The sequence below is a fragment of the Bacillus cereus group sp. MG20 genome (genome assembly GCF_040459885.1).
GTDB classification, from domain to species: domain Bacteria; phylum Bacillota; class Bacilli; order Bacillales; family Bacillaceae_G; genus Bacillus_A; species Bacillus_A cereus.
The window spans coordinates 2,416,472-2,433,964 of record NZ_JARVHF010000001.1; the positions used below are offsets into that span (position 1 = coordinate 2,416,472).

The following is a 17,493-nucleotide window of genomic DNA, read 5'->3' on the forward strand; positions in this document are numbered from 1 at the left end:
TTATGCACCCGCCTTTTCAACAAAGATTTGATGTAAAGAAGGTTCTTTAATAGAAACATCTCGGATATATTGTTTAGTTTTAATGTCTTCAAGCAGCGAAAATGCATCCTCTCCATCATTAACTTTAATCATGAACGTACGATTAACTTTTTCAAAATTGAAATTTTTCTTCTTAAGAATAGGTTCAATATCCCCTTCCGTTTGCAACATCATATATTTGTATTGATAACTTTTCTTAATATCTGACAAGGCACCCGATAATACAAGTTGACCATTTTTCATAATACAAATTTCCTCACAGAACGTTTCTACACTGTCCATTTGATGACTACAGAAGATAATCGTTTTTCTTTGCGCGATTAACTCGAGCACAACATTTTTTAACATCTCTGCATTTACAGGATCCAATCCACTAAATGGTTCATCTAGTACGATGAATTCCGGATTATGCAATATCGCTGAAATCAATTGAATTTTTTGTTGATTTCCCTTTGACAATTCCTCTATTTTCTTCTTTAAATGTGGTGTCATTTCTAATTTTTCTAGCCACTGTAACGCATGCCTTTTTGCAAGATTAGCTGGCATTCCTTCTAACTTGCCGAAATACACCAATTGCTCCACTACATTCATTTTCGGGTATAATCCACGCTCTTCTGGTAAATAGCCGATAGATAGGTCTTTCTTTGAAAAAGGGCGATTATTCCATAGAATTTGGCCGCTATCCGGTTTGATTAAATCTAAGATCATACGAATCGTTGTCGTCTTACCAGCACCATTTCGGCCCAGCATCCCTAAAATTCCACCTTCTTCTACACGTATATTTAAATCATTAACGGCTTTATATTCACCAAATGTTTTATTTAATCCTTGAATTTCAAATGCCATCCATAACAGCTCCTTTTAACTTTTTACGAAATAAATAACCGCCATTCCTAATACGATCCCGCCTACCATCAACAAAAACTTTTTCATCACTATTTCCTCCTTCATTTACTTGTTAATTTGTATCTTTATCATAGACTTCTTTCTGATGCTATTGTCCGCAATCCGTACTGTATTTACCGTAAAAAAGGTGAACCACTCTTATGTGGTTCACCGCAATTTCAACAGATGAAGTTAATTGTATGAAAACTCCTTAAATGTTATTATAAAAATATTCAGAATTTAAATGTTATACCTATAAAGAGAGGTGCCCAAACCGTTGCAGATACAACGTAACTTTGTTTTCATTTTATGTGTAACCTTCCTGTACTTTTGTTTACAAGGCTATATTTTATATAAAATAAATCAACCGTACAGCGGCGTTCTTATTTCTAAAACAGACTCAGCTACATACACAATAGCAAAAATTAAATCCTCCGGTTGGGCTTTTCATACGGACTTAAAAGAAGGAGATATAATCTATTCAATTAATAAAGAAAAGCCTCATTTAGGAATACTTCCAAGATATCAAAATCAATCACTAACTGCATCTGAAATACAAGTTAAAAGAGACGATATCACCCAAACTTATAAAGGAACACAACATATTATTGATTATCGCAATAAAATCATTTCGATATACTTCCCCTCCCTACTCGCCTTTATTTGTTTAGGGTTATCTATTTTTCTGTATAAACAGAAGCCTTTAAATCGAGAAACATTCTTTTTAATAACATTTCTCTTTATGACATCTTCGAGCCTTCTAATTGCAGTTGAATCTGGTAGAGGTGATTTTATCGCCATCATTATTTTAGGTATTGTATTTCAAGGTACACCTATGTCTCTCATTCTCTTGTTGAATGAACTATTTGAAAAGAAGCAAATATACGTTATTTCTAATAGATTTCTACAAATTAATATTACAATCGGTATTCTTGTACTATCACTCTCTATTTTAACGATGTTCATTCCGTTTTTCACGGTTAATACCAGTGGATTAGAACTAATTTACCTTTCAATAAATATTATCTTTTGTATATATTTTTTAATCCGTGCCTATATCAAATATCACAGTACAGTACATAAACCATTTTTAAAATTAATGCTCACGATTCATTCCATTGCCTTCTTTCCGTTCGTTACACTCTATGCTCTTCCAGATGCAATATTCAGAACACCGATTCTCTCAGCAGATATTGGCGCTATGTTCCTAATCGCTCTACCAATCGGTTATTTTTATTTAGTAGCGACGAAGCAGATTTTTGATATAGAGTTTGTATTTGATCGTTTACGGTATTACGCATTTCTGTCACTAATTCCAACTCTATTAATTGCAATCATTACGAGCTGGAGCATTTATTACAAAGACAATTTTCTCTCTCGACTACTGCAAAGTTTTATTATTATTTTTCCATTAAACATTCTATTTCTCATATTAAAAGAAAGATTAGATTTTACATTCCGTAATCACCTCTTTCGGACTAAAACAAACTTATACGTAAACATTGAACAGTTTACCGCACAGCTATCATCTATTATGAAAACAGAAGAGTTAGAGAAAAAATTCACTAATGAAATCGTTTCGATGTTGAAACCTTCTTTTATTCAATTTGTTCAATATGATATGAAAGACAACACATATACACTCTGTAACGGATATGGACAAACGAAAGATTTCACACTTTCTAAAAAGAAAAAATGGAATATGGCAGCATTACTAATTAATGATTTATTAGAGGATGATGGATGCATTGGCATTTACTTATACTCTACTAAACATATAAAACACTACATCTGGATTGGAAGAAAAGTGAATAATATTAAATATAATACGCATGAAAAATCATGGTTCATCACTGTCACGACATACGTCCGTCTTATTTACGAAAACTTGTATACCATTAATGAAATTATTCATTCTCTAGAGCAGGAGAGTTTAGAATCCAAAACAAATTCTGCAAGCTTATCACGCCTACTCTTTCAAATTTCTGAACAAGAAAGGCGCCGACTCGCTTCAGATTTACACGACTCTGCATTACAAGATCAAATCGTATGGTACCGCAAACTAGACTCTTTACTAAAAAACAAATCCGTTCCACTAGAATTAAAAAATGAACTAAAAAAAATCCACTTCGGTATGCACGATGTAATACAACAAATTCGCGACACATGTAATGAATTGCGTCCATCACTTTTATCAGATGCTGGTTTAATTGGTGCATTAAGAGAATTGCTAGCCCAAACACAATTACGTGTGCAGTTTCATATTCAATTTGATCATGAATCAATTCAAGAACATCATTACGATTTTGACAAAATTTTATCTTTATATCGTATCATTCAAGAACTACTAACAAACGCAGATAAACATTCCGAGGCAACCATCGTATCGATTTTTTTATGGGAAGAGAATAACTGTATTTTCCTAGACTACCGAGACAACGGCAAAGGTTTTAATATAGACACTCCCTACTCTCCTAATCAGCATATGGGGCTTTCCGGTATAAAAGGAAGGCTTCAATCAATTGGTGGAGAAATACATATAGTATCCGAAGCTAAAAAAGGAATTCAAATAAACATTACAGTTCCGAGGTGGTAAATAATGATTCGAGTATTAATCGTAGATGATCATCAAATTGTAGGCGAAGGAACAAAGAGCATGATTGAATTAGAAGAAGATATGCAAGCAGAATATATTTTAAATGAACAGGAAGCACTTATAAAAAGTGACGCTACACCTTTTGACGTATACCTCTTAGATATGAATATGCCCAATTGTAGTGGTATTGAACTCGCCCAGAAAATATTACATATTCAAACAGATGCAAAAATCATTTTATACACAGGTTTTGAATACGTATCCCAATTTAATTTATTAATAAACTCTGGTATCAGCGGAATTATTAGTAAATCAGCTTCTCAGCAAGAGCTATTAATGGCAATTCGTGCAGCTGTAAATGGATATACTTTACTTCCTATTTCTTTATTACGTCAACTACGTACAGACGATATAACGACTCAACAACTTGAAAATAAAACCGCTCTTCTTACACAAAAAGAATTAGAAATCTTAGAATCCGTCTCTAAAGGAAGTAGCAATAAACAAATTGCTGATGAACTGTACATGAGTTCAAGAGCTGTAGAATACAACCTAACAAAAATCTTCAAAAAATTAAAAGTAGGATCACGCTCCGAAGCTTTAACAGAAGCAATGAGACAAGGCATTTTGAAAGTACACATATAAAATGAGACTTCCATCAGTTTGTTTTGTTTAACCCTCAAATAATGAGATAAATAAAAAAGTCCTAACCTACAAAACGTAAGTTAGGACTTTTTGACGCGCCCAGAGGGATTCGAACCCCCGGCAGACGTGGTACCGGAAACCACCGCTCTATCCGACTGAGCTATGGGCGCATGATTATAGAAAACACTTCATTTTCTTCTCATAATAATAGCAATAAAATCCATCTAAATCAATAAAAATATCCCCGTAATACCTTATGCATCTTAGCTAAAAGCATATAAAATCTATTCCACCCCTAAATTTTCCAATCATAAATTCACCCCAACTCACAAATTATAATCTTTGAATTGATATTCCAAAGGGGGCTTCATTCAATGACTGTAATTACAAAATTAAAGCAAACTGTTTCTGGATTAAAAAGTGCACAAGCTAGCTTAGAGGGATTCGCTCTTGATACGGATAACCAACAAGCTAAGCAACTTTTCCAAACAGCTGCGCAGCAAACACAAACGATTATCGATTCTTTAAACCCACGCGTTGAAGAAGTCCAACAAGAAGAACCACAATACTCACAGCAATAACGAATCAGTCTTGCTGTGAAATAGAAAAAGGATGATATGCAGTCATCCTTTTTCTATCACATTACATATTGCAATAGAAATGGAATGATAATTATGCGAAAACTCGGCCTCATAACCGCATTATTTGCACTTCTATTTAGCTCTTTTACCGGATGTGATAATAGTCCTTTAGATAAAAAAGTGAAAGAAGAAGCAAAACGAACGGAGAAAGAAAAAGGTCCAAAGTTAACAAAGACGAGTACGGAATCCTTTAATCAATCTATATCACAAGGAGCGAAGAAAAGAGCTCTCGCTATGGATGAAATTATAAAAAGCACAGCAGTGAATTCAAATTTAGATCTCTACATAGCAGTTACACCGGAGCATCACGAAAGGTTTGGATTAAAACCTCTTCGTAAAAAGCTTCAAAAGCAGCTAAGTGATGAGCATCCTACTTTCGATGTTCGTGTCAGTACAGATAAAAAAATCTTTATGTTACTCGAAAAACTCGAAAGAAAAATTAAGGAAAAAGAAGTATCTAAAGATGAAATTAATAAACAATTAAAATTCATTGGTAAAAAAATGGAGTCTAACACTTAACGCTTTTTAAAAGAAAAGGAAGGATTGCAATGTCTAGTAAAGATAAAAACTTAACCCCTGTACAACAGGAGTATAAAAAATTCGAACAAGAACGCGAACCGAAACGACCTGTCTTAAAAAATTGTATAAAAGCCTTTTTCGTCGGTGGTTTTATTTGCTTCATTGGACAACTCATTTCTACTTTTTACATCACATATTTTGATTTCACTGAACGCTCAGCAGGAAATCCAACAGTCGCAACTCTTATTTTCATTTCTATGTTACTAACTGGATTTGGTATATACGATCGTTTTGGACAGTTTGCTGGTGCTGGTACAGCTGTACCTGTTACTGGATTTGGTAACTCTGTTATTGCAGCATGTATCGAACACCGAACGGAAGGATTCGTCCTTGGTGTTGGCGGCAATATGTTTAAACTAGCTGGTTCTGTTATTTTATTTGGTGTATTTTCAGCTTTCGTCATCGCACTTATTAAAACGATTCTCGTTCAATGGGGAGGTCTATAAATGTTACAAGGACACCGAACGTGGGTATTTGAAAACAAACCAGTCATTATCTCAACAGGGGTTGTCGGTGGACCATTTGAAGCAAAGGGAAACATTCCAGAAGACTTCGATATCCTTCATGAAGATTTATGGCTCGGACAAGATTCCTATGAAAAAGCACATAAAATTTTATTCGAAGAAGCTTGTAGTCGTGCTACTGAAAAAGCAGAACTTCGTAAAGATGATATTCAATTTGTACTTGCAGGAGATTTAATCAATCAAATTACTCCAACAAGCTTTGCTTGCCGGACACTTGGCACTCCTTATCTCGGATTATTCGGGGCTTGCTCTACTTCTATGGAAGGTTTAGCACTTGGGGCAAGTATCGTAAATGCAAAAGGTGCAAAATATTTATTAACTGGAGCTTCAAGCCATAATACTGCTGTAGAAAAACAATTCCGCTACCCTACCGAATACGGTGGACAAAAGCCGCCTACTGCACAGTGGACAGTAACCGGAGCAGGAGCCGCTATTTTAAGCGATACTGGACACGGTCCAAGAGTAACCTCTGCAACAATCGGACGAGTGGTTGATATGGGATTAACGGATCCGTTTAATATGGGAGGCGCAATGGCTCCAGCTGCAGTTGATACAATTGAAGCCCATTTACGTGAACGCCAAATTGATGCCTCTTACTACGATTTAATCGTAACAGGCGATCTCGGACATGTAGGACGCGAAATTGCTTACGACTTACTACATAAACACGGAACGAAAGTAACGAGCGAACAATTTCAAGATTGCGGAATTATCATTTATAGAGAAGGACAACCTGTCATAGCTGGTGCTAGCGGGCCTGGATGTTCCGCAACAGTCGTGTATGGTCATTTATTAAACCGAATGAAAAGAGGAGAGTTCAAAAAAATACTTGTCGTTGCGACAGGCGCTTTACTATCTCCACTTACATTCCAACAAGAAGAAACGATTCCGTGTATCGCTCACGCCGTTTCGATTGAATTTGGAGGTGCAACGCAATGATTTTTTTCTGGGCTTTCGTCATTGGCGGATTCATATGTGTAATCGGCCAACTTATGTTTGATGTCGGCAAACTAACACCCGCCCATACAATGGCAACACTCGTTGTTGCTGGAGCTATATTAGATGGATTTAATTTGTATGAGCCATTAATTGATTTCGCTGGAGCTGGGGCAACTGTACCTATTACAAGCTTTGGTAATGCCCTCGTTCATGGCGCAATGGAAGAAGCTGCAAAACATGGCATCGTCGGCGTTATTACCGGCATGTTTAAAGTAACGAGCGCCGGTGTATCAGCAGCTATTATTTTCGGCTTCATTGGAGCATTGTTATTCAAACCGAAAGGATAAGGTGTTCGTATGACAGTTATCGCTAGCGTTAAAACCTGCCTTGCCAGTGTAAGGGGCGCTCAAGCAAGTTTAAGCTCTCTTTCACTAAATTCACAGGATGAAGAATCAAAACGTATATTTCACGAATGTATGTTAGAAATGGACAGCATCATCGCTGATTTACAGAATAGAGTTTCAGTATTAGAACGTGAAGAACCTCAATATAAAGGGTTTTAAGTAGACTGGAGGAAATGACTATGTCTCACCTGCCGGAATGGACACTTGTCATTCTGCGCTCTGTATTCATATTAATTATTTTATTCGCTATTACGAAATGGTTAGGGAAAAGACAAATCTCTCAGCTATCCTTTTTTGAATACATTGCCGGAATGACAATCGGTGACATCGCTGCCCAAGTATCTACAGGGCTCGATTCGAAATTTTTCCACGGCGTCTTTGCGATACTCATTTTCGCTGCGGTACCTTTTTTCACAGGAATCCTCTCTTTAAAGAACAAAACAGCTCGGGACTTCTTTGAAGGGAAATCTACCGTATTAATAAAAGACGGAAAGATACTCGAAGATAACTTGAAGAAAGAAAAATATACGAGTGACGAATTACTGGAACTTCTCCGTGGAAAAAGTGCGTTCAGCGTAGCTGAAGTCGAATTTGCTGTCTTAGAACCGAGCGGAGAATTAAATGTACTATTAAAGAAAGATTCTCAGCCACTTACTGCAAAAGACATCGGTTTAAAAGTACCGAATGAAAAAGAACCACAAACTGTTATTATGGATGGAAATGTACTAGATGAACCTCTTTCAGCAAGCGGACATAACCGTGCTTGGCTACATTCAGAATTAGAAAAACTCGGTGTTGTTATTGAAAATGTCTTCCTCGGTCAAGTGGATTCATACGGACAACTTACTATCGACATTTACAATGACAAACTCCAAATGCCTTCTCCTCAAAACAAACCTTTATTATTAGCATCTTTAAAAAAATGTCATGCTGATCTTGAACTATTTTCTCTAGAAACAAAGTCGAAATCAGCAAGCGAAATGTATAGTAAAAACGCGAAACAAATCGAAAAGATTTTAAATAAAGTAACCTATCTTTTAAAAGACTAATTATCGAAAGAACGCTTCAGTTAAAAGGCGTTCTTTTCTTTTTTCTACAGTTTTCATAACGTTTAAATTTATGTAATTCGGTTATGATGTTGAAGATACATAAGCAGGGAATTTCGAAAACATAGCGAATATTTCATGGTACAACTACATATTTTTTTGATTTAAAGTGGTTTCGTTTGACCTTTATTGACCATAATTGTATTATAAGACTAAGAAAGCTTTATAAGGAGGAAATAACAGATGAATTTAATTCCTACAGTAATTGAACAAACAAATCGTGGAGAACGCGCTTACGATATTTACTCTCGACTATTAAAAGACCGCATCATTATGCTTGGTAGTGCAATTGATGACAACGTAGCTAACTCAATCGTTTCCCAGCTTTTATTCTTGGAATCTCAAGATCCAGAAAAAGATATTCACATCTACATCAACAGCCCTGGTGGTTCTATCACAGCGGGTATGGCAATCTATGATACAATGCAGTTTATTAAACCACAAGTATCAACAATCTGTATCGGTATGGCTGCATCTATGGGTGCATTCTTACTTGCAGCAGGTGAAAAAGGAAAACGTTATGCACTTCCAAACAGTGAAGTAATGATTCACCAACCACTTGGTGGAGCACAAGGTCAAGCGACTGAAATCGAAATCGCTGCAAAACGTATCCTATTCTTACGTGAAAAACTAAACCAAATTCTTGCTGACCGCACTGGTCAACCACTTGAAGTACTACAACGCGACACAGACCGCGACAACTTCATGACAGCTGAAAAAGCTTTAGAATACGGTTTAATCGATAAGATCTTTACAAATCGTTAATACTAAAAAGCGAAAGCGGCTCGTTTAGAATCGCAGGTCGCTGGAGCTGGATACAACTAAAAGTGGAAGCGCCCTATAATTGGGCGCTTCTTTTATATATTGTTCCCCGCTCACATACCCCATCCAGTATCCCTCTAAATATATCAACGATTTTTCAATTATATCGAACAAAACTCAAATTATATCAACGATTTTTTTAATATATCAACGGTTCGACACAACATATCGATTTACCGACAATCTCCGACAAGGACAAACCAGCTAAATACCCCTCCCCGCTAATCCGCACAAACAACAAAACAAAAAAACTATCGCATATACGCGATAGCTCTTTATTGTACATATGCAGCTAATGCTTCTAAAGCCTCTTCAGCATCTGAACCTTCTGTTGTAATTGTTATCATGCTTCCAGTTCCAATTGCTAAGCTCATAATCCCCATTATGCTCTTTGCATTTACTGTCTTTCCATCTTTCTCAATGAAGATATCTGCATGAAAGCGATTTGCCTCTTGTACAAACAACGCAGCCGGACGTGCTTGTAAACCGTTTTTTAATGAAACCTGAACTCGTTTTTGAACCACAGCTCCATTTCCCCTTTACCCTCTTATTTTTTTGCTACCGTTTCCCCCGCGCGTAATTTCTCTGCAATTTCATCGATTTTACGCAAACGATGATTAATACCCGATTTACTAATTTTCCCCCCGGATACCATCTCACCTAACTCTTTCAATGTTACATCTTGATAATCTCTTCGTAGTTGCGCAATCTCTTGTAGTTTATCTGGCAATATATCAAGACCAACCGTCTCATCAATATAGCGGATATTTTCAATCTGCCTTAGCGCTGCACCAATTGTTTTATTTAAATTAGCTGTTTCGCAGTTCACTAAACGATTTACGGAATTACGCATATCACGTACGATTCGAATATCTTCAAATCTTAAAAGTGCATTATGAGCACCAATAATATTTAAAAATTCCGTAATTTTCTCCGCTTCTTTCAAATACGTAATGTACCCTTTTCTTCTTTCCAACGTCTTACTATTTAAATCAAATCCGTTCATCAGTTCACATATAGCATCATTATGTTCCTTATATAACGAAAAGATCTCTAAATGATAAGATGATGTTTCTGGGTTATTTACTGAACCACCTGCTAAAAATGCACCGCGTAAATACGATCGTTTACAACACTTCTTCTCAATCAATTCTTGTGATATATTTCGAATAAATGAAAAGTCCTCTCGAACGATATGAAGATCGGCTAATATTTCGCGAGACTTTTCAACAAGCCTTACGATATATACATTATTTTTCTTCAATCGCATTTTTTTACGAACAAGTAATTCTACCGTCACATCATATCCTTTTTTCAAAAGCGTATAAATCCTTCTTGCAATTGCCGCATTTTCTGTTTGAATATCGATAGATAGACGACGGTTTGAAAAAGAAAGCGATCCGTTCATTCGAAGTAACGCCGATAATTCTGCTTTCTCACAGCATTCTTTCACTTCAAGATTCGTCAGCTCTTTCTTTGTTTCTGATGCAAATGACACAGTCAACACCTCCTTATACGATTATTATGGAACAAAATTCTTGTCCTATATGAATGAGGAGCGCCACCTCAAACGAGGCAACGCACATTTATAACAATGAATATAAAATCGAAGCTAACTTTAACGTATCATGCCTTACAACACGATCATCATACTTCGCTAATCCCTCTTGAATAACATCAATATTATTTTCAGCAAAACGTTCTTCATCCACTACAACTGGTGTAGACATTTCTTCCTCATATAACTTACGTAATTCACAAGGAATCTCACGGTTATTTACAATTGCAGTATTAATAAATGGTTGCCCTAAATGATCGTGTAACGCCTGCACATGATCAAAAGCAGTATATCCCATCGTTTCACCCGCTTGTGTCATAACGTTACATACATATACCTTCTTCGCCTTTGCGGCAAGAACAGCGTCCCCAATTTTGTTAACAACTAAGTTGGGTAATATACTCGTATACAAACTTCCTGGGCCGAAAACAAGTAAATCAGCTCGTTTAATCTCAGCCAACGTTTCATGCAATGGCTCTACATCTTCTGGAGTTAAAAAGACACGATTAATCTTCTTTCCGTAATAAGGAATCTTTGATTCACCTGTTACAATTTCCCCATCTTCAAGTTCCGCATGAAGTACCGCACTTTGATTCGCTGCTGGTAATACACGTCCTCTGACATTTAATACTTTACTTGTTTCCGTAATTGCATGGAAAAAGTCTCCTGTAATCGAGGTCATACCTGCCAACAATAGATTTCCTAACGCATGACCTTTCAGTCCGTCTCCTGTTGTGAAACGGTGCTGAAATAAAGCTTCCACCAGTGGCTCTACATCCGATAACGCGACAAGTACGTTACGGATGTCACCTGGAGGTGGAATTTCTAGCTCATCACGTAATCGACCCGAACTGCCACCATCATCAGCGATTGTAACAACTGCTGTAATATCAACAGGATATTGCTTTAATCCTCTTAATAAAACAGAGAGTCCAGTTCCGCCTCCCATGATGACAATTTTAGGCTTTCTCTCTTTTTTCATCCCTTAATGGCCCTTTCTCTTCTCCACATCACGATGAGATACATGAACACTATACTCTGGTTTCAAATGTTTCCCAAGGTATTCTGTAAGCGTAACAGAACGATGCTGTCCACCTGTACATCCAATTGCAATTACAAGTTGACTTTTGCCTTCTCTTTTATAATGAGGCAGCATGAAAGTAATCAGATCCGTCAACTTCTCTAAAAACTTATGTGTCTCATTAAATTTCAGTACATACGAAGAAACTTCTTCATCTAGTCCTGTTAATGGCTTCATATGTGGAATGTAATATGGATTTGGTAAAAAACGAACATCAAATACTAAATCTGCATCAATTGGAATACCGTACTTAAATCCAAATGACATAACATTTACACGAAATGCTTGCTCAGTTTCTGTTGAGAACAAGTGAACAATTTTTTCACGTAATTCTTTCGGTTTTAAATCCGATGTATCAAGCACAATATTTGCTCGTGCCTTCATATCTGTTAATAAATTGCGCTCTGCTTCGATTCCCTTTAACGGCAAACCAGTTGGTGCAAGTGGATGCGAACGTCTCGTTTCTTTATAACGAGTTACAAGCGTACTATCTTTCGCATCTAAAAATAAAATATGAGGAATAATCCATGTACGTTCTGATAAATCATCAAGTGCTCCCCATAAATGCTCGAAAAACTCGCGGCCACGTAAATCAATACCAAGTGCCACTTTATTCATTTTCCCTTTTGAATCCGCCATAAGCTCAATAAACTTTGGCAATAACATCGGTGGTAAATTATCTACACAAAAATATCCTAAATCTTCAAAACTTTGTAAAGCTACTGTTTTTCCAGCTCCAGACATCCCTGTAATAATTACCATTTTTATATCATTATTCTCTGTCATCGTATCCTCTCCTTGACGGTTTAACTCGGATCTAATCGATATGAAAGCAACTCAAAATCTGGGGTATATACAAATGTACCGTAGATTATGCCATTTCCTTTAATTAAATAATCAATAATGTGATAATCTCCTGGCGCCATTGCTAAATCATCAATTTTATCAAATGTATGCCAACCAATGATGCCTTCTTCGCTCTCTAGTTTGTTTTCTCCTGCAAAATCTGTCGCTAAAAAGGAGAACATCATCCATTCAGAAACAACTTTATCACCTTCTTGGATGACAAAGGTGAAGACCCCCTTTAACGCTGGGTTTTTCAAATAAATACCTGTTTCTTCGCGATATTCGCGAACAACGGAATCTCTTACAGTCTCACCACGCTCCATTTTCCCGCCTGGTGCAACCCACCAATTTCGGCGAGGTTTTTGGAGTAAGAGTACTTCATTATCTCTAATTAACACACAGTTTGTCACTCTTTGCATGTTTCTTCACCTCAGCTACTTGCAGTAAAATTTCTCACTGCATACTTCTTTCATTATACTATCAAAAACAGTTTGCTACAACGAAGGAGCCAGTCCTCTTTCGCTAAGCATACGCTACTCAACAATTTTAAAAAAGCTTTCCATAACAAGCAATGTAAATGCTTAGACTTTTAATGAATAGCATGAAAAATCCCCTTAACGATTTTTATCGCCAAGGGGATTAAAGCCCTTATTTCTTACCGAAATAAGTAACAATCGCAAATCCTAAAATAAAGGTAATAATTGAACTTATAATTGAAAATCCACCAGTTGGAATACCAGGGAACACAATTACAATCGAACCGATAACTAGTCCAATAATTGCCGCAAATGTCATACTTTTATAACGATCTAATAAAAAACTAATGCCTTTACTACTTACAACAAATCCAACCATAACACCAGCACCGATAACCACGATTAAAGGTAAGTTAAGTGTAGTTAAAGCGTTAATTGCTGTTGGATACACACCAATAATTAATAAAATAAACGATCCACTAATCCCAGGAAGTAGCATAGCCATACTAGCCATCCATCCTGCGAAAAATAAACCAATTGCATTTAAAATTGTTAACGTCGTAATTGGATCTGCTGCCTTATCTGGTTTAAAGAAAGCTGTGATCGCAACAAGAATTGCTGCAACTATTAATAAAACAATGTGCTTACCTTTAAACGACGACTTTGCATCAGCTTCTCTCATTAACATCGGTAATATACTAATAATTAAACCGAGGAAGAAAAATTGAGTCGGTTCATAATGATTTGCAAGTAAATATTTAATAACATGACTTAACGTTAAAAACGCTGCTGCCACACCAGCTGCAAGGGGAATTAAAAATCCTAAATGTTTTTTCCATTCACGACTAAAGAATCCACTAATTGCCGCAAGCAATTGTTCATAAATCCCTAACACAACAGCGATTGTACCGCCGCTCACACCAGGAATTAAATCACTAACACCCATACAAAATCCACGATATATATTACGCCATTCCATACTGAATAAATTCCTCATTTCTTATAGTGATTTTTTCCGTAAAGTCCAGTATATCAATAAGAAAGCTTATAATCCTTATATTTTTTGACAAAACTTTGACATTTTCACACAAAAAAAAGAAGAAAGCTCCTGTCGGTAGCTTTCTTCTCACAAGGTATATTATCCCTTATTTTTCTGATACAGTTTTTAATTCCTCTAATAATTCTTCTACGTAATGTTGTGCACTTTGTGCTGCAATACTACCGTCACCTGTTGCAGTTACAATTTGACGAAGCATTTTTTCACGAACATCACCAGCTGCGAAAATACCAGGGATTTTCGTTTCCATACGTTCGTTCGTTTCAAGGTAACCATTTTCATTTGTAATACCTAGTTCAATAAATGGTTTTGATAATGGTAACATACCGATGTATACGAATACGCCGTCAGTCTTGACTTCTTTCTCTTCTCCACTGTTTACATCTACAAGTGTTACACTTCCTACTTTACCACTTGCTTCGTTGATTTCTTTTATAGTGTGGTTCCAAATGAAATCTACTTTTTCGTTTTGGAAAGCACGGTCTTGTAAAATTTTCTGTGCACGAAGCGTGTCACGACGGTGAACGATCGTTACTTTTGATGCGAAGCGTGTTAAGAACACACCCTCTTCAACAGCAGAATCTCCGCCGCCAATTACGATAAGTTCTTTTCCTTTAAAGAATGCCCCATCACATACTGCACAATATGATACACCACGGCCGCCAAGTTCTGTTTCACCCGGTACACCAATTTTTTTATACTCTGCACCGCTTGCAACGATAATTGCACGTGCTTTATATTCTTTTTTACCAGCAATAATTGTTTTGTATTCTTTACCATCGATGACTTCTTTCACATCACCGTATGCATATTCAGCACCAAATTTCTTCGCATGCTCGAACATTTTATTTGATAAGTCTGGTCCTAAAATAGACTCATAACCTGGGTAGTTTTCTACATCTTCCGTGTTTGCCATTTGGCCACCTGGAATACCACGCTCAAGCATTAATGTGCTTAAATTTGCACGAGATGTATATACTGCAGCTGTCATACCAGCTGGTCCTGCACCAATAATAACGACATCATAAATTTTTTCTTCTGACACACTATTCACTCCTATCCATTCCTACACAATTAAGTTACCCTCATTATACTGTTAGCATCATTTTTTTCCCAATGATTTGCTTATCTTATGTGTGCGTACGCTTAACAGCTTGCACATACTTTCGGACAGTCGCTACAGATACATTATATACATCTCCAAGCTCCGACTGTGTCATTTTATTTCCTTGTTCGCCGCGTACAATGTATTCAATCGCAGCTGACCAGCCGTACACATTTGTAAATATGTCTCCAGATGTATATAAACGTATGAACGTACAAAACCAAAAGTGTAAACACTCTTCAATTAATTCATCATCTTTTTTCGTATAATTGTATAAGGCATCCGCGATTCTCGCGCACTGCTCAAATTGTTGTAAATCAGCTGGAATACTCTTATGACTATTAAGTAAAAAGAAGTACTTTGCAAGTTGCGATACGATGGGAACACCGTTCTTCGCTTGCGTTATATCAAAGAAGAATCCAACCTTCTCCGGCGTTGACAATTCATTCATTAAATATAAAGCTAGCATTTGTTCTTCTAGCGTCGCACTTTGCTGAAATGATTTTCGTAATTCTTCAAATAACACGTTTTGTCCTTCATCTGCTAAATTCAGCGCATTCCACGGTTCTTTTCCCTTTTTATCAGGATGCAATTCCACGACATGTTGCCACATTTTTTCAGCTAGTTGCTGATCTTTCACCATATACGCAGAATATGCAAACCAATAATAAAAACTAACGTCTCCTTCGTATCCTTGACGCTTTAATAGTTTGAACCATTTATATGCATGCTCGAAATAACCAATTGTTGCAAGTGTAGTTCCCAGTTTCAAACGATGTTCAAATGAAATCGGATATACCGAAACTAACTGTCCCGCTAACGCTTCTACTTGTTTATGCTCTCCAATTGAATATAGAAAAATAAGCGTATTACAAAGCGCATGTATATTACCAGGATTTTTCTCTAAAATCATTTCTGTTAACTTCAGCGCTTTGTCTACATTACCCGATTGAAAATGTGCAATGGCTAAATTATTATGACCTGACCAAAATTCCGGATAATCTTTCGTAACAATTTCTAATGTAGCAATTGCTTCTTCCAATTGTCCATTACGAATATAACGATTCGCTTCTTCCTGCATAACAATTAAATCATCTTCATCTTCAATCTCTTCCGCACCCATTGCTTCTTCTTCCATAATCTCAAGAAGTTCTAATGTATCTTCTACGAATTCCTTCTCTTTTGCAACTTCTAAATAACGATCCGCATATTTCTTCGCCTGTTGAAATAACCCCATATATGCATAATTATTTGCAATAAAATAATAGCACTGTTCAAGTTCTGGATTAGATCTAACTAACTTTAAGAAGATTTGGTTCGACTCTTGATATTCACCAGCCTCAGATAATACCGTTGCTAATTGACATAAAATAAACGGCTCCTTCTCACTTTGTGCCGCTCTTCGAAAATATTTAATTGCATCTTGCAATTTTTGTCCTTTGTAAGCTCTCATCCCTTTTTTATAAAAGAAGTCCGCTAATTGATTAAAAGAGATAACTTGTCCGTTCTCCTTATATATCCTTTGATTTTTCCCCATATATCCTCCAGTTTTTTGTTTTCTTCGCTCACACATTCTTCTATCTATAAGTATAAACGATTCCGTAAAAAACAAAACAGTATATTATACTCAATTATTTCCTTTTTATTCATAAAAAAAGAGGAGAAATGTTACATTTTCACCATGAACCTTCTCTTGCGGTCATTTGCTCTTTCGTATAAATAATACGCATTGGATTTCCACCTACGAAAGCACCGCTCGGTACATCTCTATGAACAAGTGTGCCAGCTGAGACAATCGCACCGTCTCCAATTTTCACACCTGGTAATATTGTTACATTCGCTCCAATCATCACTTCATTTCCAATGACGATTTCCCCAAGTCGATATTCACGAATTAAATATTCATGCGCTAAAAGCGTTGTGTTATAGCCAATAATCGAATTTTCTCCCACAGTTATCTTTTCCGGGAACATAATATCCGGCATTACCATAAGCGCAAATGATGTTTTCTTTCCTACTTTCATCCGTAAAAAAGTGCGGTACAACCAATTCTTCACAGATAAAACTGGCGTGTAACGCGCAATTTGGATAATAATAAAGTTTTTCATTACCTTCCAAAAAGACACTGTTTTATACACATTCCATAATGAATTTTCTCCTGAAACAGGATAGCGCGTTGTCCGTCGCACT

General features: G+C 36.5%; 20 protein-coding genes and 1 tRNA gene. 10 read left to right on the top strand and 11 right to left on the bottom strand.

The window, feature by feature from the left end:
* Nucleotides 1-885, bottom strand: coding sequence for an ABC transporter ATP-binding protein (locus QCI81_RS12515; RefSeq protein ID WP_353810772.1), 885 nt, complete (start codon nt 883-885; stop codon nt 1-3).
* 316 nt (nt 886-1,201) lie between these two features.
* On the opposite strand from QCI81_RS12515, the gene QCI81_RS12520 reads away from it, so the two are divergent.
* Nucleotides 1,202-3,520 carry an ATP-binding protein gene (locus QCI81_RS12520; RefSeq protein ID WP_353810773.1) on the top strand — a complete coding sequence of 773 codons (2,319 nt, stop codon included), beginning with the start codon at nt 1,202-1,204 and terminating at the stop codon, nt 3,518-3,520.
* A 3-nt stretch (nt 3,521-3,523) separates the two neighbouring features.
* Nucleotides 3,524-4,165 carry a response regulator gene (locus QCI81_RS12525; RefSeq protein WP_000621765.1) on the top strand — a complete coding sequence of 214 codons (642 nt, stop codon included), beginning with the start codon at nt 3,524-3,526 and terminating at the stop codon, nt 4,163-4,165.
* A 94-nt stretch (nt 4,166-4,259) separates the two neighbouring features.
* Here the strand turns inward: QCI81_RS12525 and QCI81_RS12530 are convergent.
* Nucleotides 4,260-4,335, bottom strand: a tRNA-Arg gene (locus QCI81_RS12530).
* 204 nt (nt 4,336-4,539) lie between these two features.
* Between QCI81_RS12530 and QCI81_RS12535 the strand changes: the two genes are divergently transcribed.
* From QCI81_RS12535 to clpP, 8 genes are all read left to right on the top strand, one after another.
* The gene (locus QCI81_RS12535) at nt 4,540-4,746 is read left to right on the top strand and encodes a DUF1657 domain-containing protein (protein ID WP_000216166.1); all 207 of its coding nucleotides are present in this window, start codon (nt 4,540-4,542) and stop codon (nt 4,744-4,746) included.
* A gap of 93 nt (nt 4,747-4,839) precedes the next feature.
* Nucleotides 4,840-5,325 (top strand): YhcN/YlaJ family sporulation lipoprotein, encoded by a 486-nt coding sequence (locus QCI81_RS12540; RefSeq protein ID WP_001228545.1) that lies wholly within the window; start codon nt 4,840-4,842, stop codon nt 5,323-5,325.
* A gap of 29 nt (nt 5,326-5,354) precedes the next feature.
* A complete protein-coding gene (gene spoVAC / locus QCI81_RS12545) occupies nt 5,355-5,831 on the top strand; it encodes a stage V sporulation protein AC (protein WP_000095399.1) in 477 nt (158 codons plus the stop codon).
* The gene (spoVAD, locus tag QCI81_RS12550; RefSeq protein ID WP_000938972.1) at nt 5,832-6,848 is read left to right on the top strand and encodes a stage V sporulation protein AD; all 1,017 of its coding nucleotides are present in this window, start codon (nt 5,832-5,834) and stop codon (nt 6,846-6,848) included.
* The gene (gene spoVAE / locus QCI81_RS12555; protein WP_353810774.1) at nt 6,845-7,195 is read left to right on the top strand and encodes a stage V sporulation protein AE; all 351 of its coding nucleotides are present in this window, start codon (nt 6,845-6,847) and stop codon (nt 7,193-7,195) included. Before spoVAD ends, spoVAE begins: the two co-directional genes overlap by 4 nt.
* Before the next feature lie 9 nt (nt 7,196-7,204).
* Entirely contained in the window at nt 7,205-7,411 is a 207-nt protein-coding gene (locus QCI81_RS12560; protein ID WP_000215906.1) for a DUF1657 domain-containing protein, read from the top strand.
* 20 nt (nt 7,412-7,431) lie between these two features.
* On the top strand, nt 7,432-8,301 hold the full coding sequence (locus QCI81_RS12565) for a DUF421 domain-containing protein (RefSeq protein ID WP_053563375.1): 870 nt from the start codon (nt 7,432-7,434) through the stop codon (nt 8,299-8,301).
* 240 nt (nt 8,302-8,541) lie between these two features.
* Complete coding sequence (gene clpP, locus QCI81_RS12570) at nt 8,542-9,123, top strand: ATP-dependent Clp endopeptidase proteolytic subunit ClpP (RefSeq protein WP_001049162.1); 582 nt, start codon at nt 8,542-8,544, stop codon at nt 9,121-9,123.
* A gap of 332 nt (nt 9,124-9,455) precedes the next feature.
* Here clpP and QCI81_RS12575 read toward each other — a convergent pair whose 3' ends face one another.
* The 9 genes from QCI81_RS12575 to QCI81_RS12615 all read right to left on the bottom strand — a co-directional run bounded on the left by QCI81_RS12575 (nt 9,456) and on the right by QCI81_RS12615 (nt 17,492).
* Complete coding sequence (locus QCI81_RS12575; protein ID WP_000250307.1) at nt 9,456-9,704, bottom strand: HPr family phosphocarrier protein; 249 nt, start codon at nt 9,702-9,704, stop codon at nt 9,456-9,458.
* Between the two features lie 23 nt (nt 9,705-9,727).
* Complete coding sequence (gene whiA / locus QCI81_RS12580) at nt 9,728-10,678, bottom strand: DNA-binding protein WhiA (protein WP_353810775.1); 951 nt, start codon at nt 10,676-10,678, stop codon at nt 9,728-9,730.
* 88 nt (nt 10,679-10,766) lie between these two features.
* Nucleotides 10,767-11,720, bottom strand: coding sequence for a gluconeogenesis factor YvcK family protein (locus tag QCI81_RS12585; protein WP_000712187.1), 954 nt, complete (start codon nt 11,718-11,720; stop codon nt 10,767-10,769).
* A 3-nt stretch (nt 11,721-11,723) separates the two neighbouring features.
* Entirely contained in the window at nt 11,724-12,605 is an 882-nt protein-coding gene (rapZ, locus tag QCI81_RS12590) for an RNase adapter RapZ (RefSeq protein WP_000138459.1), read from the bottom strand.
* Nucleotides 12,606-12,625: 20 nt separating this feature from the next.
* Nucleotides 12,626-13,084 carry an NUDIX hydrolase gene (locus QCI81_RS12595; protein WP_001190080.1) on the bottom strand — a complete coding sequence of 153 codons (459 nt, stop codon included), beginning with the start codon at nt 13,082-13,084 and terminating at the stop codon, nt 12,626-12,628.
* Between the two features lie 229 nt (nt 13,085-13,313).
* A complete protein-coding gene (locus tag QCI81_RS12600; protein WP_000455196.1) occupies nt 13,314-14,120 on the bottom strand; it encodes a DUF368 domain-containing protein in 807 nt (268 codons plus the stop codon).
* A 166-nt stretch (nt 14,121-14,286) separates the two neighbouring features.
* Nucleotides 14,287-15,243, bottom strand: a complete 957-nt coding sequence (gene trxB / locus QCI81_RS12605) for a thioredoxin-disulfide reductase (RefSeq protein ID WP_071731508.1) — start codon at nt 15,241-15,243, stop codon at nt 14,287-14,289.
* A gap of 85 nt (nt 15,244-15,328) precedes the next feature.
* Nucleotides 15,329-16,840 (bottom strand): tetratricopeptide repeat protein, encoded by a 1,512-nt coding sequence (locus QCI81_RS12610; protein WP_000517723.1) that lies wholly within the window; start codon nt 16,838-16,840, stop codon nt 15,329-15,331.
* Between the two features lie 139 nt (nt 16,841-16,979).
* Nucleotides 16,980-17,492: an acyltransferase gene (locus QCI81_RS12615; RefSeq protein ID WP_001255077.1), complete on the bottom strand. Its 513-nt coding sequence runs from the start codon at nt 17,490-17,492 to the stop codon at nt 16,980-16,982.
* Between the last annotated feature and the right edge of the window lies 1 nt (nt 17,493).

Coding starts and splice junctions, on each gene's coding strand:
- spoVAD (WP_000938972.1), top strand. CDS start 5,832: ATGTTACAAGGACACCGAACGTGGGTATTTGAAAACAAACCAGTCATT.
- QCI81_RS12565 (WP_053563375.1), top strand. CDS start 7,432: ATGTCTCACCTGCCGGAATGGACACTTGTCATTCTGCGCTCTGTATTC.
- QCI81_RS12525 (WP_000621765.1), top strand. CDS start 3,524: ATGATTCGAGTATTAATCGTAGATGATCATCAAATTGTAGGCGAAGGA.
- QCI81_RS12595 (WP_001190080.1), bottom strand. CDS start 13,084: ATGCAAAGAGTGACAAACTGTGTGTTAATTAGAGATAATGAAGTACTC.
- spoVAE (WP_353810774.1), top strand. CDS start 6,845: ATGATTTTTTTCTGGGCTTTCGTCATTGGCGGATTCATATGTGTAATC.
- QCI81_RS12600 (WP_000455196.1), bottom strand. CDS start 14,120: ATGGAATGGCGTAATATATATCGTGGATTTTGTATGGGTGTTAGTGAT.
- QCI81_RS12515 (WP_353810772.1), bottom strand. CDS start 885: ATGGCATTTGAAATTCAAGGATTAAATAAAACATTTGGTGAATATAAA.
- spoVAC (WP_000095399.1), top strand. CDS start 5,355: ATGTCTAGTAAAGATAAAAACTTAACCCCTGTACAACAGGAGTATAAA.
- QCI81_RS12585 (WP_000712187.1), bottom strand. CDS start 11,720: ATGAAAAAAGAGAGAAAGCCTAAAATTGTCATCATGGGAGGCGGAACT.
- clpP (WP_001049162.1), top strand. CDS start 8,542: ATGAATTTAATTCCTACAGTAATTGAACAAACAAATCGTGGAGAACGC.
- rapZ (WP_000138459.1), bottom strand. CDS start 12,605: ATGACAGAGAATAATGATATAAAAATGGTAATTATTACAGGGATGTCT.
- QCI81_RS12535 (WP_000216166.1), top strand. CDS start 4,540: ATGACTGTAATTACAAAATTAAAGCAAACTGTTTCTGGATTAAAAAGT.
- QCI81_RS12610 (WP_000517723.1), bottom strand. CDS start 16,840: ATGGGGAAAAATCAAAGGATATATAAGGAGAACGGACAAGTTATCTCT.
- QCI81_RS12540 (WP_001228545.1), top strand. CDS start 4,840: ATGCGAAAACTCGGCCTCATAACCGCATTATTTGCACTTCTATTTAGC.
- QCI81_RS12560 (WP_000215906.1), top strand. CDS start 7,205: ATGACAGTTATCGCTAGCGTTAAAACCTGCCTTGCCAGTGTAAGGGGC.